The 19202-nt window shown below is 69.4% G+C and carries 17 protein-coding genes; 8 read left to right on the top strand and 9 right to left on the bottom strand.

The features are described 5' to 3' along the window. Nucleotides 1–18: 18 nt before the first annotated feature. The 5 genes from IEY91_RS32300 to IEY91_RS32280 form a co-directional block, all read right to left on the bottom strand. Nucleotides 19–522, bottom strand: coding sequence for a hypothetical protein (locus IEY91_RS32300; RefSeq protein ID WP_189176708.1), 504 nt, complete (start codon nucleotides 520–522; stop codon nucleotides 19–21). Nucleotides 523–678: 156 nt separating this feature from the next. Beyond that, nucleotides 679–2043 (bottom strand): GH1 family beta-glucosidase, encoded by a 1365-nt coding sequence (locus IEY91_RS32295; RefSeq protein ID WP_189176707.1) that lies wholly within the window; start codon nucleotides 2041–2043, stop codon nucleotides 679–681. Nucleotides 2044–2093: 50 nt separating this feature from the next. Then, entirely contained in the window at nucleotides 2094–2990 is an 897-nt protein-coding gene (locus tag IEY91_RS32290) for a carbohydrate ABC transporter permease (RefSeq protein WP_189176706.1), read from the bottom strand. Next, on the bottom strand, nucleotides 2983–4017 hold the full coding sequence (locus tag IEY91_RS32285; RefSeq protein ID WP_189176705.1) for a carbohydrate ABC transporter permease: 1035 nt from the start codon (nucleotides 4015–4017) through the stop codon (nucleotides 2983–2985). The genes IEY91_RS32290 and IEY91_RS32285 overlap by 8 nt, the downstream gene beginning before the upstream one ends. 8 nt (nucleotides 4018–4025) lie before the next feature. Then, nucleotides 4026–5336, bottom strand: coding sequence for an ABC transporter substrate-binding protein (locus tag IEY91_RS32280; RefSeq protein WP_189176704.1), 1311 nt, complete (start codon nucleotides 5334–5336; stop codon nucleotides 4026–4028). A 202-nt stretch (nucleotides 5337–5538) separates the two neighbouring features. Between IEY91_RS32280 and IEY91_RS32275 the strand changes: the two genes are divergently transcribed. Continuing rightward, the gene (locus tag IEY91_RS32275; protein ID WP_189176703.1) at nucleotides 5539–6912 is read left to right on the top strand and encodes an ROK family transcriptional regulator; all 1374 of its coding nucleotides are present in this window, start codon (nucleotides 5539–5541) and stop codon (nucleotides 6910–6912) included. Between the two features lie 75 nt (nucleotides 6913–6987). Here the strand turns inward: IEY91_RS32275 and IEY91_RS32270 are convergent, their stop codons facing one another. Further along, nucleotides 6988–7830, bottom strand: a complete 843-nt coding sequence (locus IEY91_RS32270; protein WP_189176702.1) for an alpha/beta fold hydrolase — start codon at nucleotides 7828–7830, stop codon at nucleotides 6988–6990. Between the two features lie 118 nt (nucleotides 7831–7948). On the opposite strand from IEY91_RS32270, the gene IEY91_RS32265 reads away from it, so the two are divergent. The 3 genes from IEY91_RS32265 to IEY91_RS32255 all read left to right on the top strand — a co-directional run bounded on the left by IEY91_RS32265 (nucleotide 7949) and on the right by IEY91_RS32255 (nucleotide 11228). Then, complete coding sequence (locus tag IEY91_RS32265; protein WP_189176701.1) at nucleotides 7949–8413, top strand: MarR family winged helix-turn-helix transcriptional regulator; 465 nt, start codon at nucleotides 7949–7951, stop codon at nucleotides 8411–8413. Nucleotides 8414–8511: 98 nt separating this feature from the next. Next, nucleotides 8512–10356 carry an ABC transporter ATP-binding protein gene (locus IEY91_RS32260; protein WP_164327185.1) on the top strand — a complete coding sequence of 615 codons (1845 nt, stop codon included), beginning with the start codon at nucleotides 8512–8514 and terminating at the stop codon, nucleotides 10354–10356. 50 nt (nucleotides 10357–10406) lie between these two features. Next, a complete protein-coding gene (locus tag IEY91_RS32255) occupies nucleotides 10407–11228 on the top strand; it encodes a maleylpyruvate isomerase family mycothiol-dependent enzyme (RefSeq protein WP_189176700.1) in 822 nt (273 codons plus the stop codon). 177 nt (nucleotides 11229–11405) lie between these two features. Here IEY91_RS32255 and IEY91_RS32250 read toward each other — a convergent pair whose 3' ends face one another. Further along, nucleotides 11406–12212: a S1 family peptidase gene (locus IEY91_RS32250; RefSeq protein WP_164327187.1), complete on the bottom strand. Its 807-nt coding sequence runs from the start codon at nucleotides 12210–12212 to the stop codon at nucleotides 11406–11408. 407 nt (nucleotides 12213–12619) lie between these two features. Further along, entirely contained in the window at nucleotides 12620–13222 is a 603-nt protein-coding gene (locus IEY91_RS32245; RefSeq protein ID WP_189176699.1) for a TetR/AcrR family transcriptional regulator, read from the bottom strand. 81 nt (nucleotides 13223–13303) lie between these two features. Here IEY91_RS32245 and IEY91_RS32240 point away from each other — a divergent pair, with 81 nt between their 5' ends. From IEY91_RS32240 to IEY91_RS32225, 4 genes are all read left to right on the top strand, one after another. Beyond that, nucleotides 13304–14149 carry an SDR family oxidoreductase gene (locus tag IEY91_RS32240; protein WP_164327189.1) on the top strand — a complete coding sequence of 282 codons (846 nt, stop codon included), beginning with the start codon at nucleotides 13304–13306 and terminating at the stop codon, nucleotides 14147–14149. A gap of 296 nt (nucleotides 14150–14445) precedes the next feature. Next, nucleotides 14446–15369, top strand: a complete 924-nt coding sequence (locus tag IEY91_RS32235) for an endo-beta-N-acetylglucosaminidase H (protein ID WP_189176698.1) — start codon at nucleotides 14446–14448, stop codon at nucleotides 15367–15369. Nucleotides 15370–16892: 1523 nt separating this feature from the next. Then, the gene (locus IEY91_RS32230) at nucleotides 16893–17450 is read left to right on the top strand and encodes a TetR family transcriptional regulator C-terminal domain-containing protein (protein WP_229697380.1); all 558 of its coding nucleotides are present in this window, start codon (nucleotides 16893–16895) and stop codon (nucleotides 17448–17450) included. Between the two features lie 321 nt (nucleotides 17451–17771). After that, the gene (locus IEY91_RS32225; RefSeq protein ID WP_229697366.1) at nucleotides 17772–18182 is read left to right on the top strand and encodes a TM2 domain-containing protein; all 411 of its coding nucleotides are present in this window, start codon (nucleotides 17772–17774) and stop codon (nucleotides 18180–18182) included. A gap of 42 nt (nucleotides 18183–18224) precedes the next feature. On the opposite strand, the gene IEY91_RS32220 is transcribed toward IEY91_RS32225, so the two are convergent. After that, the gene (locus IEY91_RS32220) at nucleotides 18225–18767 is read right to left on the bottom strand and encodes a DUF1707 SHOCT-like domain-containing protein (protein WP_164327191.1); all 543 of its coding nucleotides are present in this window, start codon (nucleotides 18765–18767) and stop codon (nucleotides 18225–18227) included. Nucleotides 18768–19202 lie beyond the last annotated feature (435 nt).

The raw sequence follows: 19202 nt of genomic DNA, 5'->3' as shown, positions 1-19202 counted from the left end.
AGGCTGAGTCGTCGTGGATCAACCGCCGCAGGGTGCGTACACGGAGCTGATCTTGTCGTTGTGCTGCCGGGCGAGGTTGGTCGGCGGGGCGAACTTGGGGAAGCTGACCAGCAAGTTGTTCGCGTTCTTGCCGTCGTACACGTGCAGGGTGCTTCCTGCCTGGTTCCATACCGCGGACGTCTTGCCGTCGATGCCGCGAGCAAGGTTGTAGACGCGGTTGCAGGCCGGAACGACGTACGTCGAGAAGCCGCCGTTTTGGTCGGGAACTCCGTTCGCGTGCTGGAACAGGCATGCCTGCCATTGCTGACAGAAGTCCCACGCCTTGATGGACGCGCCCGGTCCCTTGAACGTGATGGGGCCAATGAGGCCGGAGGCAGAGGCAGTTCCCGGTTGAGACGTCCCTGGCGTCTTGACGCCGGGTGTCTCGGTGGCGCGGTTGTCCTGCGCGCTCGCCGTGGTGGTCGCGGCGAGCGCGCAGAGGGTCGCCGATGCCGCGGCGAGTGCCGTAATCCGCTTGCGCACGTTCCCTCCTGAGGATTGGGGTGGTGCGGTGCGGTCCTACTGTCGTCCGCGCGGACCCCTGCCGTCTTCGCGGAGAGTGCAGGGTTCCTTCGCATCCAGCGCAACGCCCCGCGACGGCGGCCCCCGAGTCGCGGGGCCGCCGTCGCGGGGCGTTGTTCACGCCACCCGCCGCGCCCGCAGCCGGTGTTCGCCGATCAGGTCCGCGTACAGGCGCCCGCTGCCCTTGATGGTGCGCTTCTGCGTCGTGTAGTCGACGTGCACGAGACCGAAGCGCTTGTCGTAGCCGTACGCCCACTCGAAGTTGTCCATGAGGGACCAGGCGTAGTACCCGGCGAGGGGTGCGCCGCGGCGGACCGCGCGGGCGCAGGCCGCGAGGTGTTCGCGCAGGTACTGGGCGCGTTCGGGGTCGTCGACGGTGCCGTCGGCGCGGACGGTGTCGGGGTAGGCGGAGCCGTTCTCGGTGACGTACAGACGGCGGGCGCCGTACTCCTCGGTGAGGCGGAGGAGCAGGGTCTCCAGGCCGCTCGCGTCGATCTCCCAGTCCATGCCGGTGTGCCGCTGGGCGGGGCGGTGCACCTGGCGGGCGTGCGGGGGCGGGCCCGTGGGGTCGTCGGTGACGTGGGCCGGGAAGTAGTAGTTGAGGCCCAGCCAGTCCAGGGGCTGTGCGATGACGGCCAAGTCACCCTGCTGCTCCGGGAGTTCGACGCCGTACACCTCCAGCATGTCCGCGGGGAAGCCGCGCCCGTGCAGCGGGTCCAGCCACCACCGGTTGGTGTGGCCGTCGACCCGCCGGGCCGCCGCGACGTCCTCGGGGCGCGAGGTGGCGGGCTCGACGGGGGAGAGGTTGTTGACGATGCCGACCTCGGCCGCGGGCGCGGCGGCGCGGATGGCCTGGGTGGCCAGGCCGTGGCCGAGGAGCAGGTGGTACGAGGCGTGCACGGCGGCGCCGATGTCGGTGAGGCCGGGGGCCATGCGGCCCTCCAGGTGGCCGATCCACGCCGAGCAGAGCGGTTCGTTGAGCGTGGCCCACTGGTGCACCCGGTCGCCGAGGCGTTCGGCCACCGCGGCGGCGTACGCGGCGAAGTGCTCGGCGGTCTCGCGTGCGGGCCAGCCGCCGCGGTCCTGGAGGGCCTGCGGCAGGTCCCAGTGGTAGAGGGTGGCGTTCGGGGTGATGCCCGCCTCCAGGAGGGCGTCGACGAGCTGGTCGTAGAAGGCGAGCCCGGCCGCGTTGACCGGTCCGTCGCCGCCCGGCAGCACGCGCGGCCAGGCGATCGAGAAGCGGTAGGAGTCGACGCCCAGCTCCTTCATCAGGGCGATGTCCTCGGGCCAGCGGTGGTAGTGGTCGCAGGCCACGTCGCCGGTGTCGCCGCCCGCCACCATGCCGGGGGTGCGGCAGAAGGTGTCCCAGATGGACGGGGAGCGGCCGTCTTCGGTGGCGGCGCCCTCGATCTGGTACGCCGAGGTGGCGACCCCCCAGGTGAAGGGGTGGGGGAGCGAGGCGAGGTCGGTGGCGTCGGTCACGGAGATCCTTTCGGCGGGGGGTGTGCGGGGCGGGACGGCCGGGAGAGCGGTCACTTGACGGCTCCGGCGGTGAGCCCGGCCACCAGATAGCGCTGGAGGAGCAGGAATCCGGCGACGACGGGCACGCTCACGACGAGCGAGGCGGCCATGACCTGGTTCCAGTACACGTCGTTCTGCGTGGCGTAGCCCTGCAGGCCGACGGCGAGCGTGCGGGTGGTGTCGTTCGTCATCACCGACGCGAACAGGACTTCTCCCCACGCGGTCATGAACGCGTACACGGCTACGGCGACGATGCCGGGGATCGCGGCGGGCACGACGACCCGGAACAGCGCGCCCAGTGGACCGCACCCGTCCACCAGGGCGGCCTCGTCCAGTTCCTTGGGCACCGAGTCGAAGTACCCGATGAGCATCCAGATGGAGAACGGCAGCGAGAACGTGAGATAGGTGAGGATCAGGCCCGCCCGGGAGCCGAACAGCGCGATGCCCGTGGCGTTGCCGATGTTGACGTAGATGAGGAACAGCGGAAGCAGGAAGAGGATGCCCGGGAACATCTGCGTGGAAAGGACGGTGACCGTGAACACGCGCTTGCCGCGGAAGCGGTAGCGGCTGACCGCGTACGCCGCGAACACGGCGATCACGACCGAGCACACCGTCGCCGCGCCCGCCACGATCAGCGAGTTGAGGAAGTAGTCGGCCAGCGGCACCGTCGTCCAGATGTCCACGTACGGACGGAAAGTGACCGACGACGGCAGCCAGCGGAAGCTTCCCGCGACGTCCTGGAGCGGTTTGAGGGAGCTGGACACCATGACGTACACCGGTAGCAGCACGAAGCCGGTGAGCAGTGTCAGGAAGACGCGCCGCAGCCACAGGAACGAGCGGGGCGGCGCCAGCGGCGAGCGTCGCGCCACGGGGGCCGGGGCCGCGGGGGCCTTGGTCGCGCTAGCCATCGGTGGCCTTCCTTCCCCGCGAGGTCAGCAGCAGGTACACGGCCGTCACCACGAGCAGGAAGAGCAGCAGCAGGACCGACATGGCCGAGCCCGTGCCGAAGTTCCAGGTGACGAACGACGATTGGTAGATGTGGATTGAGATGAGGTCCGCGGACTCCGGCGCCGCATTGCCGAACAGCAGATACGGCGTGTTGAAGTCGTTGAACGTCCACAGGAACAGGACCAGGACGAGCACTTGGTTGACGGGGCGCAGCGAGGGCAGCGTGATGCGGCGGATCTGCTGCCACATCCCGGCGCCGTCGATGGCGGCCGCCTCGTACAGCTCCTTGGGGATGTTCTGCAGGCCGGCCGTGACGATGAGGAAGACGAACGGCCAGTGCTTCCACACCGACACGGTGGCGAGCGCGAAGAAGCTGTTGTCGCCGATGAGCCAGAACGGGCGGCCGTCGGTGATGCCGAGCTGGTCGTGAAGGACGTGATTGACCAGCCCGTTGTCGCGCTGGAACATGAACGCCCAGGTGATCACGGCGGCGTACACGGGCAGTGCGTACGGAGTGAGGAACAGCGCGCGCAGCAGTCCCCGGCCGCGGAAGTGGTCCTGGAGGAACAGCGCCGCCGCCGTGCCGATCAGCCAGCACAGGCCCACCGAGACGACGGTGAAGGCGCAGGTGACGAAGAACGAGTGCAGCAGCGCTTCGCCGACGGGCGCGTCGAAGTCGACCGCCAGGGAGTAGTTGTCGAGCCCGGCCCAGGGCGCGGCGCCCCAGTCGCGGATGTAGAACTGCGTGAGCTCCTTGAAGCTCATGAAGATGCCCACGGCCATCGGGATGAGGTGGACGAGCAGTTCGAGCAGCAGCGCGGGCAGCAGCAGGAGATAGGGCAGGGCGATGCGGCGAATCCGCCCGCGCGGACGGCGGTCACGCGGCGGTGAGCCGGTGGCCTCCTTCCGTGCGGCGGCCGTGTCCGCCTTGTCGTGGGCGGCCGCGCCGGGGGCGGCCTCGTCGTGCGCGAGGGGCAGAGCGGTCATGGTGCGGCTCAGCTCTTCGGCATCTGCTGCTGCGCCTTGGTCAGCGCCGACTTGACCGAGGCCGTGGTCACAGGGCGGCCCTCGGCGGCGTCGGCGAACAGCTCCTTGATGGCGGTGCCCACCGTCGTCTCGAACTGCGACTCGTTGGGCACCTGCGGCAGCGGTGCCGCGCTCTTGGAGAGCGTGTCGCGCAGCACGGAGGTCTCGGGGCGGGCGAACGCGGCGTCCTTCTGGGCGGCCTTGATCGGCGGTATCGAGCCGTAGGCCTTGTTGAGTACGGTCTGTTCGGCGTCGCTGGTCATGAACTTCACGAACTTCACCGCGCCGTCGCGGTTGTCGGTGTTCTTGAAGACGGCCAGGTTGATGCCCGCGACCATGGAGTTGACCTGCTTGTCCGCGCCGGGCGTGCCCGAGGGCACCGGCACGGGCGCCACGCCCCAGTCGGCGGGCTTCATGCCGTGCGCTTCGAAGGTCGTCGCGGCCGCCTGCCAAAGGACCATCGCCGTCTTGCCCTTGGCGAAGTCCTGGAGCGACTGGTTCTGCGCGTACTCGGCGTTGCCCGGCGCGATGATCTTGTCCTTGGCCATGAAGTCGACGTACTGCTTCACGGCCGCGACCGCGCCGTCGGAGGTGAACGTCGGCTTCCCGGCGTCGTCGAAGAAGTCCGAGCCGTGCTGCTTGCCGAGGACGAAGGCCTGGTGGATGTTGTTCACCAGGTTCGAACCCTCAGCTCCCAGCGCCCACTTGCCGCCCTTGGACAGCTTCTTGCCGTCGGCGACCAGCTCTTCCCAGGTCGCGGGTGGCTTCTCCACGCCCGCGTCCTTGAACATCTTCTTGTTGTAGTAGAGGGCGTACGCGAGTGAGTACAGCGGCACCGCGGCGGGATCCTTGCCCTGTGCTCCCGTGGAGCCGAGTGCGGCGGGCACGAAGCGGTCCTTGCCGCCGATCTCCCCGAACCTCTTCGCGTCCCACGGCAGCAGCGCGCCGCCGGCCTGCAACGAGGACGACCAGGTGTTGCCGATGTTGAGCACGTCCGGTCCCTGGCCCGAAGTGGCCGCGGCCAGAATGCGGTTGAGCAGCTGGGACCAGGGGATCACCTCCAGCTTGACCTTGATCCCGGTCTGCTTCTCGAACTTCTTCAGCTCGGGGGTGAGGATCTTCTTGTCGGCCTCGATGTTCGGCCCCTGGTTCGACGCCCAGTAAGTGAGCGTCTTGGGCGAGTCGTTGCTGCCACCGCCGGTGGCGGTGCCGCCGCCGCACGCGGTGGCGGTGAGAGCGGTGGCCGCGGCGAAGGCGGCTGCGGCGCGGAGACTGCGCATGACGGATACGCCCCTTTCAGGGGAGGACCTCGGCGGTACTGCGACACGGGTGCGCTCGGCTTGTGTTGAGCGTTGTGCGCCAGGGCTGCGTTCAGCGCTTGAACAAGCTTCACGTCTTAATTTAGGACGTGAGTTAAAGCCTGAAGACAAGTCGCGTCAAGAGGTCGCGCACGGGTATGTTGCGAACGGGGAGAGGAGCCACATGGCCGAGCGGAACAGCAGAACCGTGCGTGACCTGCGACTTGGCAACCGCGCTGCGGTGCTGCGGAGGTTGTACTTCCATGGGCCGATGAGCCGCCAGGCACTCGGCGGCGCGACCGGACTCAGTTCGGGCTCCGTGAGCAACGTCGTCGCCGAACTCACCGCCGACCGCCTTCTGGAGGAGGCCGGCGTCGTCGAGTCCGACGGCGGCCGCCCCCGCACCCTGCTGCGCGTGGCGCCCGGCAGCGGCCACCTCATCGGCGTGGATGTCGGCGAAACCCGCGTCCGCATCGAGGCGTTCGACCTCGCCCTGGCCGAACTGGCCCGCACGGACCGCCCGTTGACCCCGACGGGCCATGACGTCGAGGCCATCGTCGCCCACATCCGCGACGGCATCGCCGAAGTCACCTCCGCCGCCGGGCTCGCGGCGGGCGAGGGCCTCATCGGCGTGGGCGTCGGCGTCCCCGGCATCGTCGAGACGACCGCCCCCGGCGGCGCCCTCGTGCACGGCCAGACCATCGGCTGGGACGCCGTCCCGCTGGAGTCCCTGCTCCGCGAGGCCGTCCAACTCCCGCCGGACACCGCGTACTTCATCGACAACGGCGCCCGCGCGCTCGGCCAGGCCGAGATGTGGTTCGGCGGCGGGCGCGGGGTGCGCGACGCCGTCATCGTCCTGTTCGGCTCCGGCGTCGGCGCGTGCATCGTCACCGACGGAGTCATCCACGGGGGCGCGCACGGCGGGCCCGGTGAGTGGGGCCACCTGACGGTCCATGTCGGTGGGCGGCGCTGCCGGTGCGGGGCGCTGGGGTGCCTGGAGGCGTACGCGGGGGCGGAGGCGCTCCTTGAGCGGTGGCGGGAGGCGGGCGGGGAGCTGCCGTCCGGGGTGGGGGAGGAGGGCGGGGTGGCTGCGCTGGTTGCGGCTGCCTATCCCGGTGGGGGGCGTGAGGGCGGGGATGGCGGTGGTGTCGGGGATGCCGATGGTGCCGGGGATGGCGCTGGCGCTGGCGTTGGTGCCCCCGACCCCGTGGCGCGCGCCGTGCTCGACGAGACCGCCGAGTACCTGGGCGCGGGCATCTCCGGCCTCGTGAACCTCTTCAGCCCCGAACGCGTCCTCGTCGGCGGCTGGGCGGGCCTCGCCCTCGGCCCGCACCTCCTGCCGTCCGTCCGCGCCCACGCCGACGCGTACTCGCTGCGGCACCCCGCGGCCCGCGTCACCGTCGACCTCGGCGAACTCGGGCCGGACGCGGTGACGGTGGGCGCGGCGACGCTGCCGCTCGCGGACTTCCTGGCGCGGGGTGGGCGGCGGCGGGTGGAGAGCGGGGAAGCGCCCGGGAGCGGGCCCCTCTTGGGCTCCGCGTCCCGGGCGGCGTTCTGACCGGCCTGGTCGGTCCCTGCTTAGGCCTGTTGAGTCCCTACGTGGGTGTGCTCATCAGGCCTTGCGCGAGTGTGCTCACTTCGCGAGGAAGGCGACCAGCGCCTCGTTGACCTCCTCGGAGTGGGTCCACAGCAAGCCGTGCGGGGCGCCGTCGATCTCGACGTACGTGGAGTCCGGCAGGATCTCGCGGAACGCGCGGGCGGTGGCGTCGATCGGCAGGATGCGGTCGGCGGTCCCGTGCAGGAGCAGCGTGGGCAGGCCGGACGCGGCTATCGCGGCGGAGTCGGCGCGGAAGTCGGTGGTCCAGGTCGGGACGGCCGCGACCGATGCGTGGGCGGACGCGCCCGCGGCCACGTTCCAGCTGGCGCGCAGCGCGGCCTCGCTGAGGCGAGAGCCGAGCGTCTCGTCGGTGTTGTAGAAGTCGGCGTAGAAGGCGTCGAAGTACGCGTACCGATCGGCCTTCACGGCGGCGAGGATGCCGTCGAACACGGACTGGTCGACGCCGCGCGGGTTGTCGTCGGTCTTGAGCAGGAACGGCTGGAGCAGGCCGAGGAAGGCCGCCTTCGTGACGCGCTCCGTCCCGTACTTGGACAGATAGCGGGTGACCTCGCCGCTGCCCATCGAGAACCCGACGAGCACGGCGTCCCGCAGGTCCAGCGTGCGCATCAGGATGTCGAGGTCCGAGGCGAAGGTGTCGTAGTCGTAGCCCGTGGTCGGCCGGCCCGAGCGGCCGAAGCCGCGCCGGTCGTAGGTGATGACCCGGTGCCCGGACTCGAGCAGCGCGGGCACCTGCTTCTCCCAGGAGCCCCCGTCCAGCGGATAGCCGTGGATGAGCACCACGGGGCGTCCCGTGCCGTGGTCCTCGTAGTAGAGGTCGATCGACGTGCTGTTCTCGGCACCGACGGTGATGTACGGCATGCCCGTTCCTCTCGTTTCCTCTTGCTGACGTAAGAAGACAGTACACGATTAGATCGTGTGCGAGGTAATCCTTCGCGAGGTAATCGCTCACGCAGTGGTCTGAATTACAGTGGTCCCCATGGAAGCCAAGTCACCGTTGGCCGAGCTGCTCTGCTTCGACCTCTATGCGGCCTCGCGCAGCGTCACGTCCGTCTACCGGGTGCTCCTCGACCCGCTGGGTCTGACCTATCCGCAGTACCTGGTGATGCTGGTGCTGTGGCGGCGCGACGAGAGCACCGTGCGGGCGCTGGTGGAGGAGTTGCAGCTCGACTACAACACCCTGTCCCCGCTCCTGAAGCGGCTGGAGGCGCGCGGCCTCGTGGAGCGGCGGCGGCGCCCCGACGACGAGCGCTCGGTCGCCGTCGTACTCACCGCCGAAGGGCGCGAGATGCGCGAGCAGGCCGCCCACGTGCCCCAGGCCATCGGTGAGGCCATCGGCGTGGACGAAACCGAGATCGCGGAACTCCAGGGGGTGCTGCGGAAGATCACCGTCAGCGCGGCTGCTCGGGCGGCGGAGCTGAGCGGGCGGAAGGCCGCGATCTGAGCCGCGGGCGCCTGCGTCTTTCGGTCAGATGGAACGACCTTTCGGTCAGGTGGAACGCGCGCTGACGCGTCCTGTCGTGTGTGACTAGTCCAGAACCGATGTTCGACAAGCAGCCGCATGCCGAAAGAGATCCGACCGACGGGAGCACGACCGAGCAGAACGACTCCGCGAAGAGTCCCGAGAAGGAGAAGACCGAGCGGCTCCCCGCTCGGGAGACCTGGACCGTCCTGTACCGCCACTTCCGCCCGCACCGCGGCGTCGTGGCCCTCGGCGCGCTGTTCACCCTGATCGGCGCGGCCGCCGGTCTCGCCCAGCCGGTCGCCATCGAGCAGTTGGTGACCCGGCTCTCGGACGACGAGTCGATCACCTCGATCCTCATCCTCCTGAGCGGGCTCCTGGTGATCGGCACCGCGGTCGACTCGCTCGGCAGCTACATCCTGGAACGCACCGCGCAGTCCGTCGTCCTCGACTCACGCCGCTCCCTGATCGGCCGCCTGCTGCGGCTGAAGGTCTCCGAGGTCGAGCGCGTACAGCCGGGCGATCTGATGTCGCGCGTCACCTCGGACACCACGCTGCTCCAGGCGGTCACCACCCAGGCCGTGGTGTCGGGCTTCTCCGGCGCCCTCACCATCGTCGCGACGATCGTGATGATGGCCTGGATGGACGCGGTGCTGCTCGGCGTCACGCTGGGCGTCATCGTCATCATCGGCGCCTCCACGGCCCTGGTCATGCCGAAGATCTCCAAGGCCACCCAGCGCGCCCAGGAAGCCGTCGGCATGATCTCGGCCGCCCTGGAGCGCGCCTTCGGCGCCTTCCGCACCCTGAAGGCCTCCGGCGCGGAGCAGCGCGAGGTGGCCAAGGTCGAGGAGGCGGCGCGGGAGGCGTGGCGGCACGGGGTGAAGTCGGCCAAGTGGCAGGCGGTGGCGTGGAGTTCGATGGGCTTCTCCATCCAGGTGTCGTTCCTGGGGGTCCTCGGCGTGGGCGGCTCGCGCGTCGCCTCCGGCGCGATCTCGGTCGCCACACTGGTGGCGTTTTTGATGCTGCTCTTCTACCTGATCGACCCGGTGAGCCGCCTCATCGAGGCCGTCACCCAGTACCAGGTGGGCTCCGCCGCGGTGGCCCGCATCGTGCAGGCGGAGCGGATGGAGACGGAGGACCTCACCGAGCTCACGCAGCCGGCCGTCCCGGCCGCCGAACGCGCGCCCGCCTCCGTCGTCTTCGAGGACGTCACCTTCCGCTACCGCCCGGAGCTCCCGTACGTCCACCACGGCGTGAGCTTCACCGTCCCCGGCCCCGGCATGACCGCCTTCGTCGGTCCGTCCGGCGCGGGCAAGACGACCGTCTTCGGGCTCATCGAGCGGTTCTACGAGGCGACGGGCGGCCGCGTCCTCGTCGACGGCAAGGACGTACAGGAATGGCCGCTCGCCGCACTGCGCGCCACCATCGGATACGTCGAGCAGGACGCCCCCGTCCTCGCGGGCACCGTGCGCGAGAACCTGATGTTCGCCGCGCCCGACGCCACCGAGGCCGACATCCACGAGGTCCTCGTACGCGCCCGTCTCGACGCCCTCGTCGAGAAGCTGCCCGAAGGCCTGGACACCGTGGTCGGCCACCGCGGCTCCAAGCTCTCCGGCGGCGAACGCCAGCGCGTGGCGATCGCCCGCGCCCTGCTGCGCAAGCCCCGCCTTCTGCTCCTGGACGAGGCGACCTCGCAACTGGACGCCGTCAACGAACTCGCGCTGCGCGACGTGGTCGCGGAGGTGTCGCGGGACGTGACGGTCCTCGTCGTCGCGCACCGCCTGTCCACGGTCACGCTGGCCGACCGGATCGTCGTCATGGACGCGGGCCGGGTACGCGCGGTGGGCACGCACGACGAACTGGTCCAGGGGGACCCGCTGTACGGGGAGCTGGCGGCGACGCAGTTCCTGGCGACGTCGTCGTGACCGGGAAAAGTGGCGGGCCGGAGCGCCGGGGTGTCGCCTATCGTGACCGCATGAGCGACTTGACCTTGGACCGCTACGCCGCCGAAATCGTCACGCAGACCGAGCTGTTGACCGCGTCGATCAAGGGCGCCGACCTCGCCGCCCCGGTGCCGACCTGTGCCGGCTGGAGCCTCGGCGACCTGCTGCGGCACCTGGGCGGCGCGCACCGCTGGTCCGAGGAGGTCGTCCGCAGCCGGGCGACGGGCCCGGTGCCGGACGACCAGGTGAACGACGTGACCGGCGACGACCGGGCGGACACCGCCGCGCTCGGCTCCTGGCTGGCCGAGGGCGCGGCGCTGTTCGCGGACGCTCTGCGCAAGGCGGGACCGGACGCGCGGGTGTGGACGGTGGCGCCGGACGGCACCCCGGTGTTCTGGGCGCGCCGCATGACGGTGGAGACGGTGGTGCACCGCGCGGACGCGGTCGCGGCCGTCGACGGGACGTACGCCCTGGACCACGACGTCGCCCTCGACGCCCTGGCCGAGTGGCTGGGCTTCGTAGAACTGCCGCAGGTGTACGAGTCCGTCGAGGCGATGCGCGCGCTGCTCGGCCCCGGCCGGACCCTCCACTTCCACGCGACGGACACGGCTCCCGGGGTGGAGGGCGACTGGCTGATCGACCTCACCTGCGAGGCGCCCACCGTACGGCGTTCCGACGCGACGGAACGTACGACCGGGGAAGCGGCCGTGACCCTGCGCGGCTCGGCGGCGGCGCTGCTGCTGCTCATGTACCAGCGGGATTCCGTCCTGCCTTCGGACGGGGTGGAGATCGTGGGGGAGCGGGAGCTGTTCGAGGAGTGGCGGGAGGGGGTCAGCGCCTGGCTCCGGAGGTGAGGGCTCTGGGGCAGTGTCGGTGTGCACCGTGCCAATGCCGCGCCGGTACAGGGGTGTTGCCGTCGGCCACATCAGTGCGCCGTACGTCCGCGGGGCGGCGGAACCGGTCCCCGCGGACGTACGGCGCGTGAAGACTCACCGGACGGGCTCAAACGGCGGCCCGCCCGTCGAGGGGAGTCAGCCCAGCTCGCCGGCCGCCTTCTTGATGTCTGCCGCGAAGTTGCTCACCTCGGTGTAGACACCCGGCTTGGACGGACGGGCGCAGCCCTCGCCCCAGCTCACGATGCCGACCTGGACGAACTTGTCGCTGTCGTCCTTGCGGAACATGGGGCCGCCGGAGTCGCCCTGACAGGTGTCGACGCCGCCGGTGTCCATCTTCCCGGCGCACAGCTCTTCCTTCTCGACCAAGTTGGAGTAGGCGCCCTTGCAGGTCGCGTCGTCCACGAACGGCACCTGGGCCTTGAGGAGGTGGCGCTGCTGGTTGCCGCCCTCCTTGTCGGCACCCCAGCCGGCGATGGTGAAGTCGCCCTTGTTGTACGAGTCGTTCTCGGCTATCGGCAGCGTGGGCTGGTCGATGGCCTTCTCCAGCTTGATCACGGCCCAGTCCTTGCCGGTGCCGTTGTAGCCGGGAGCCTGGATGACCTTGGTGGCCTTGACCGTGACGGCGTCCGGCGACTCCAGGTCCACCACGCCGCCGGTGGCGGTGACGTCGGGGTTGTCGCTGCTGCCGTCGACGCAGTGGGCGGCCGTCAGCACGACGTCCTTCTCGAGCAGCGAGCCGCCACAGCCCATGGACAGCCGGACCATGAACGGGAACTCGCCCTGCTCGGCCGGGGTGCCGCCGACGACCCTCGTGCGGGGACCGTCGCCGCCGGGCCCATCGGCGGGCACAGCCCAGGAGTTGGCCGGGTTGAGGCTGAGGGCGGCGATGGTGACGGCGCCGATGGCGGCGGCCTTCTTGAGGTGCGTGACCGTGTTCTTCAACGGACTTCCTCTCGGTGGGGGGATTAGCACCCTGACGGGCTCATGCCAACCCCTTGACCGGAGGCGCCCTTCGGAAAAACCGCGTGGAGAAGGGCAGTTGACCGCAAGGTGTCCGGGCCCAGTGGGGTGAGCCCGTAAAATGCTTCCGTGATTATGGGGACCGAGCAGACAGCGTGACAAGACCACTTCACGCACCGGTCACGCACAACTCACAGTACCCACACGGCACTTCTGCCCCCCCGAGAGGTGGTGGGCAAAAAGAGCCTGTTGCGGGAGCGGCGACCGTCGTGCTGCTCAAGGAGTCGATCCTGTCGGCGTTGGCCATGGCGGCGCCGGTCGCGGGGCCGCGGCCGGCGCCCTCACCGGCATGCCTGGGCGTGACGGACGGCTGGTGATCGCCCGCAGGGTCAGGCCGTCTGGTCGGGAGCCTGCAGGGAGTTGAGCCAGCCCAGGAGACGGGTGCCCTCGCGGGTCATGAGGTCCGGGTCGCGCAAGGCGTTGGCGAGGAGTGACATGCCCTGATAGGCGGAGATGAGAGTGACCGCGAGGTCGTCCGGGTCAGGCAGGTCCAGGGCTCGGAACTGGTCTCCGGTCCACTCCAGCAGGCGCCGGATCACCGTGCCGGCCTCCTCGTCGAGGGTTCCGTCGGCGCGTTTGTCGAGTTCGACAGCCAGGGTGCCGGTGGGGCAGCCGTAGCGGGCGGCGACCTCGCGCTGGTCGACCCATGCCTCGATCAGGGCCTTGAGACGGTCGCGGGGGTCGGGCAACCGGTCCAGGCGGCCGGTGAACTCGGCGAGGTGTGCGCTGTGCTCGGAGAGGGCGGCCAGAACCAGGTCGTCCTTGGTCTTGAAGTAGTAGTAGACGTTCCCGACGGGGACGTCGGCCGCGCGTGCGATGTCGGCGAGGGTGGTGCGCTCGACGCCCTGCTCGTGCAGGACTCGGGCCGCCTCGGTCGTGAGTCGTCGGCGCTTGTCGGCCGCCCGCGCCCTGGGCTTCACTGAGTCAGTCACCCAACTAACTATAGACAATCCCCGGTGCGGCCGTGCTACGGTCCAAGTGAGTCAGTCAACTAACTAACATATGGAGTCGCAATGATCGTGGTGACAGGCGCAACCGGCAACATCGGACGGACCTTGGTGCCCCTGCTGGCCGAGGCGGGCGAGGACGTCGTGGCTGTCTCGCGACGTCCTGAGTCCGAAGGACTCCCGGCCGAGGTCAGGCACGCCCAGGCCGACATCGGCAACAGCACGAGCATGCGGCCCGTCCTCGACGGCGCCGACGCCTTCTTCCTCCTGCTGGGCGGCGAGCTCAACGGCCACGGCGAAAGCCCGGACGCCCTTCTCGACGCGGCCCTGAGCGCCGGGGTCAAGCGGATAGTCCTGCTCTCCTCCCAGATCAACTCCACCCGTCCCGAGGCGCTCTCCCACACCCGGCTGCGCGAATTCGAAGCCGCAGTGCGCGCGTCCGGAGCGGACTTCACGATCCTGCGCCCGGGCGGCTTCGCCTCCAACGCCTTCGCCTGGGCCGAGTCGGTGCGCGCGAAGCGGACGGTCTTCGCGCCGTTCGGCGATGTGGCCCTGCCGGTCATCGACCCGGCCGACATCGCCGCGGTCGCCGCAGCGGCATTGCACGAAGACGGGCACGCGGGCCGTACGTACGAACTGACCGGGCCCGTGGCCATCAGCCCGCGCCAGCAGACCGCAGCGATCTCCCGGGCCCTGGGTGAGGAAGTCGCCTTCGTGGAGCTGTCCCGCGAGGAGGCCCACGCGCACATGGCGCAGTTCATGCCCGAAGAGGTCATCGACGGCACCCTGGATGTCCTCGGCGTCCCGCTGCCTGCCGAGCAGGCGATCAGCCCCGACGTGGAGAACGTCCTCCGGCGGCAGGCCAGCCCCTTCGACGAGTGGGTCGTGCGCAACCTGCCGGCCTTCCGCTAGAGCCCTCACCCTGGGCGCGAGGAAGGCGGCGCGCGCCCAGGGCGGACCCCTTGGCGGCCGCGGACCGGAGCCAGGGGCAGGCGAAACGGGGCTGGCAAGAACGCCGAAAGCGTGGACTTGGGGGGTGCTAACGCCCTTACCTGGGCGTCGGGTTGTGGCGCGAGGTACGGGGGAGTCGTAAAGAAATCGCGCATGATTCTTGGGATTCGGTCACAGAAGCGGAAAACTCGGAGAGCTCACTCGGCGCTTTCGAACAAGTCGGGGCGCCGCCCCACGTGATGGGAGACCGATCAACGATGTTCACTCTGGTACGGAGCAGAGCGCGGACGGCCGCGCTCGCGCTCTCGGCAGTCGCGGCCCTCGCCTTCGGCACGACCACCTCGACCGGCGCGGCGGCGGCCCCCGCTCCCGCTCCCAAGAAGCAGGGGCCGACCTCGGTGGCGTACGTCGAGGTGAACGACAACAGCATGCTGAACGTCGGCAAGTACACCCTCGCCAAGGGGGGCGACAACGTCTTCGACGTCGCCGTGATCTTCGCGGCGAACATCAACTACGACACGGGCAAGAAGTCGGCGTACCTGCACTTCAACGAGAACGTGCAGCGCGTCCTCGACAACGCCGCGACGCAGATACGGCCGTTGCAGCAGAAGGGCATCAAGGTCGTCCTGTCGGTCCTCGGCAACCACCAGGGCGCGGGCTTCGCCAACTTCCCGAACCGGCAAGCGGCTTCGGCGTTCGCGAAGCAACTGTCGGACACCGTCAGCAAGTACAACCTCGACGGCATCGACTTCGACGACGAGTACGCCGAGTACGGCAACAACGGCACCGGCCAGCCCAACGCCAGCTCGTTCGTGCACCTGGTGACGGCGCTGCGCGCGAACATGCCGAACAAGATCATCAGCCTCTACAACATCGGCCCGGCCGCGTCCCGCCTCTCCTACGGCGGGGTCAACATCTCGTCCAAGTTCGACTACGCCTGGAACCCGTACTACGGCTCCTGGCAGGTCCCCGGCATCGCCCTGCCCAAGTCGAAGCTCTCACCGGCGGCAGTCGAGATCGGCCGCACCTCACAGAGCACGGCCGCCAACCTCGCCCGCCGCACCGTCAGCGAGGGATACGGCGTCTACCTGACGTACAACCTCAACGGCGCCGACCGCAGCGCCGATGTCTCCGCGTTCACGAGGGAGCTGTACGGCAGTGACGCCGTGTACACGCCGTAGGGCTACAGCGCGCCCTGGCGTGCTGCGCTCCCTCGGGGGATGCCGCATCCCGTAGGGCTGGGATCCTCCGCGCAGGCCGCGCCTTCGACAACGATGTCGGGGGCGCGGTCGCACGTCATGGCGCTGACCTGGAGGGGGCTGCACGGGCTGCACGGCGGGCTGCACCCTCACCGGCGGCCCGCCTCGCTGCCCGAAGGATGACCCACCTGAAGGATGACCCACCTGTTTGGCCGATCCGCCCCCGCGGCCGAGCGCGCCCCGAGTAGCTATATGGGTACGTTTGGTGCGTGAGTGGCTGGTGTTGTACCGCTTTGCGAGTCCTCGCTCGGGCCGTGGCTGCCGTGCTGGTCTCCCTGCTGCTCATGCTCAGCGGTACGCAAGAGGCCGCAGCGCTTCGCTCGGGCCCCGTGGAAAGCGGCGGAGCGTCGACGGCCGAGCTGTACGTCGGGGAGAGCGGCGCGGTCGTCACCGCGCAACGGCGCCTCTCCCGAACCGCACGGGGCAGTACGCCTCTTGGAGTACAGGTACGCCGTGCGTATCCCACCCTCGTACGCCAGAACCACCCCTGCGCGGCGCATCAGCCGAAGGTTCTCTGGCATGAGCGCGCCGCCCTCGCGGCTGCTCGCGCTCACCATCGCGTCCTGCGCTGCTGACCGTCCCGGCTCCCGCCCGCTGCGGGAACGACGTCGTTGACGGTCCACATCACAGCAGGAGAACCAGCATGGCCATTGATCCCGCGCGCGCACTGGACGGCTACCTGCGCGCTCAGCTCCATTCCGTCCCTCAGTCACCCCCGGCCCCCGCCCCCGAACCTGTTCGCCGACCCGCGGCCGAGGGCGGCGCTGGCCGCGACTCGGCACTGGCGGGGCCACAGCCTGAAGCCCAAGCTGCTCCGGCCTCCCGGCGCCGGCGTGGTCTGCTCGCCCGGGTCCTGCCCGCGCTTCACGCGTCTGCGCGTCCCTAGGACCCGCGGCAGGCATGAGCACTGGCGGGCGGGGCGGTGTACGTCGCTCCGCCCGCAGCGGTGCCCGTGTCGGGTGCGGGCCCGCCAAGCGTCCAGAGCCTTCCCCGCGGCCACGGCAGTTCTTGAGCTTCCGCGCTGTTCCTCTTTCCTTGCGGGGCTGGCTTCGTTGAGCGGCCTGGCTGCGTGGTGGAGTCGCTCTGCGCGGGGGAGGGACGGGTACGGGTGACAGAGCAACGGCTGAGTGCAATGGTGCGGGCACGGACCGACTCGGAGCAGAGTCCGCCACGGGTGCGCAGGGTTCACGGCCGCCGCCGACACCCCCACACTCGAAACGCTCGCCCGGACTGCCCGGCGAGGCTTGTGCTTCTCTCGTGTGGCGGTATCGCAAGAGCGGATTGCCGGCGAAAGAAACAAGGGGGCCGGGGTGCCGAGACGAGTGGACCATGCCCGCGCCGGGCTCAACTCATCGATGCCTTGGTGCGAGTAGCCGCTGCCGAAGGCCTGCACACGGTGACGCTGCGCGTCGTTGCTGACGAGGCGGGGCCGGTCAGTGAACCAGATGCAGTACTACTTCGAGACGAAGGACCAACTGCTGCATGCTGCTTTGGAGCGGCTCGAGCAGCAGAGTCGCGAGCGGTGGGCGGCCCGTCTGGACGAACTGCCGCAGCCGGTCACCGCGGCTGCCTTCATTGAGGCGTTCCTGGCCGAGGTGCTGCCGACGGACGAAGTTGGCCGGGCCTCTCGTGTGGCGTGGACTTCGTACGGGGTCCTGGCGATGACTGACTCCGAACTTGCCGCGCAGCCGTTCGTCGTCGGCCCCGACCGCCTGGAAGCGCAGTTGACCCACGTCCTGGAGCGAGCCCAGGAGGTCGGCGCTCTGGATCCGCAGCGGGATGCGGCAGTCGAGGCTGCTCTCATGCTGTCTGTCGCCCACGGTCTGGCCGCCAGCGTTCTGGTCGGCCGGCGCAGCTCGGATGCGGCGATGGATATCCTGCGCGCTCATCTCGTCCGGCTGTTCGCGCCTGCGGCGCCGGGGCCGAAAACCGCAGCCGGTCGGGCAGGAAAGATCCAGCCTGTCGCCATGGCGGCTGTTGCCAGTGGGCGAAGAGGCGAGTGAGGCGTTCGCGGCGCGTGGTGGCGCATCCCGATACGGATGTCACCCGCACCTGGGACGGACCGGTTCAGCACGCGTGTCGGCATCGCGACACCGGGAAATGAGCCTTCCAACTCTGGTCGGCCGTCCAGGATTTGGCGTGATCTTACCCTCCGGGGGTGGCTATCGTGGCTCGCGCGAACGTCTGGAACTGCACTGGACATCCCCGACCCAGGCTGATCAGCATGGGTGGACGCTGCACCATCTGCGGCACGGGGGCTCCAGCGGTGATTCCCCTCGCGATTGCCAAAGTCCCGCACCACATCCGCTCGGAGGAACTCGCTCGTGAGTCAACCGGTCCCGAAGAACCCCTACGGCCAGCAGCCGAAGCAGCTCGGCCAGGCTGAGACCCGTGAACTCGGTCAGGCCGGGTCCAGCGACGGCCACCCTGGGATGGCGCAGCCCCGCACGGCCCCGGTCTCCCGCACCCATGGCGCCGAGCCCGACACAAACGCTCCGTACGGCTACGACCCGTTCGGGCGGCCGTACTCGGACAAGTCGAAGTACGTGGCGGGAGCACTCTCGATCGTCCTGGGGCCGCTCGGCATCGGTCGCTTCTACACCGGTCACACCCGCATGGCTGTGGGCCAGCTCGTCACCTTGGGTGGACTTGGTGTCTGGTCGCTGTTCGACGGGATTCTCATGCTCATGAGCAACGGCAAGACCGACGCTGAAGGCCGCGTCCTCCGCGGCTGAGATCCGCGCGCCCGCCTGCAGAGTCCCTGCGCCGCCGTGCCCTCAACTGCGGCCGTGCTTGATCCACAACCGGCCGTGGCCCATGGTCCCGGAAATGCGGATGCGCGGCCCGTTCGAGCTGCTGCGCTGTGGGGCTCTGTAGGTCGGCTGCTTCCATTCGGCGTTCATCTGCTCGTAGTTGACCGTCGCCTCGCTCGGTACGATGATCCGGGCCCAGCCGTACCCGAGATGCAGCTCGATGTTGACCACGGGGTACTCGATGTGAGCGCGTGACAGGTCCAGGTACACCTTGCCCATCCTGGAGTTGACCTTGAAGGACCGGGGCACGTGCCACCTGCCGCGCCGGTGAATGAGTCCTCCGGCGGTATTCACTTCCACGATGGGGCCGGCGTCTTCGGCAGGCAGCGACGACAGGGCTGACGCCAACTCGCCCTGGGTCGTGGCGGTCAACGCGACTTGGAGTCGTGCGTCCATCTCTTCCTGGGCAATGAGCCCCTCGGCGAATGCCTCTTGGAGGCGCTCGACAGCCGAGTCACGCTCAACTTCGGAGACCCGCGACGGTACGTTTTCTGGCACGGAGGACATGCGGTCACGATAGCGCCGCCCTTGTCACGGACGTCCACCACTTGCTGACTTGAGCATTCCGGCCGCCCCCGGGGATTGGCACCGATCTCGCTGCCTCTTCGCCGATCTTGGGCACGTGCAGGGTGAGTTTCGTCCCACACGCTGTGCGTTGGGGGTGTTGGTCGCGCCCGCTGGAGCCGTCGAGCGCTCGCCCGTGCCGGGCAACAGGGAGGCGAGGTCCTTCACATCGGCGCAGGTCACCGCGGAGGAGTAAGAACCAGCCAGATTCTGCTTGATGTTTGATGGGCTCCTGTCTACTGTTGCCAACGATGTGACAGAACGTGTCAAGTTCTGTGACGGCTCAGGGGGGAGTCGGAATGACTATTGTGCACGGCAGGGAACGATCGACCTGCGCACTCCTCTCGGCCGTCCTCCTGCCTCGCGTTCGGAGCACCG

It is taken from the genome of Streptomyces lasiicapitis (assembly GCF_014646335.1).
GTDB classification, from domain to species: Bacteria; Actinomycetota; Actinomycetes; order Streptomycetales; family Streptomycetaceae; genus Streptomyces; species Streptomyces lasiicapitis.
This window is presented reverse-complemented; position numbering and strand designations above follow the sequence as displayed.

Bases quoted from the DNA above. Each gene is read 5' to 3' on its own strand.
- IEY91_RS32265 (WP_189176701.1), top strand. From the start codon at position 7,949: ATGGAAGCCAAGTCACCGTTGGCCGAGCTGCTCTGCTTCGACCTCTAT.
- IEY91_RS32240 (WP_164327189.1), top strand. From the start codon at position 13,304: ATGATCGTGGTGACAGGCGCAACCGGCAACATCGGACGGACCTTGGTG.
- IEY91_RS32220 (WP_164327191.1), bottom strand. From the start codon at position 18,767: ATGTCCTCCGTGCCAGAAAACGTACCGTCGCGGGTCTCCGAAGTTGAG.
- IEY91_RS32290 (WP_189176706.1), bottom strand. From the start codon at position 2,990: ATGGCTAGCGCGACCAAGGCCCCCGCGGCCCCGGCCCCCGTGGCGCGA.
- IEY91_RS32270 (WP_189176702.1), bottom strand. From the start codon at position 7,830: ATGCCGTACATCACCGTCGGTGCCGAGAACAGCACGTCGATCGACCTC.
- IEY91_RS32235 (WP_189176698.1), top strand. From the start codon at position 14,446: ATGTTCACTCTGGTACGGAGCAGAGCGCGGACGGCCGCGCTCGCGCTC.
- IEY91_RS32260 (WP_164327185.1), top strand. From the start codon at position 8,512: ATGTTCGACAAGCAGCCGCATGCCGAAAGAGATCCGACCGACGGGAGC.
- IEY91_RS32255 (WP_189176700.1), top strand. From the start codon at position 10,407: ATGAGCGACTTGACCTTGGACCGCTACGCCGCCGAAATCGTCACGCAG.
- IEY91_RS32285 (WP_189176705.1), bottom strand. From the start codon at position 4,017: ATGACCGCTCTGCCCCTCGCGCACGACGAGGCCGCCCCCGGCGCGGCC.
- IEY91_RS32275 (WP_189176703.1), top strand. From the start codon at position 5,539: ATGGCCGAGCGGAACAGCAGAACCGTGCGTGACCTGCGACTTGGCAAC.
- IEY91_RS32230 (WP_229697380.1), top strand. From the start codon at position 16,893: ATGCAGTACTACTTCGAGACGAAGGACCAACTGCTGCATGCTGCTTTG.
- IEY91_RS32280 (WP_189176704.1), bottom strand. From the start codon at position 5,336: ATGCGCAGTCTCCGCGCCGCAGCCGCCTTCGCCGCGGCCACCGCTCTC.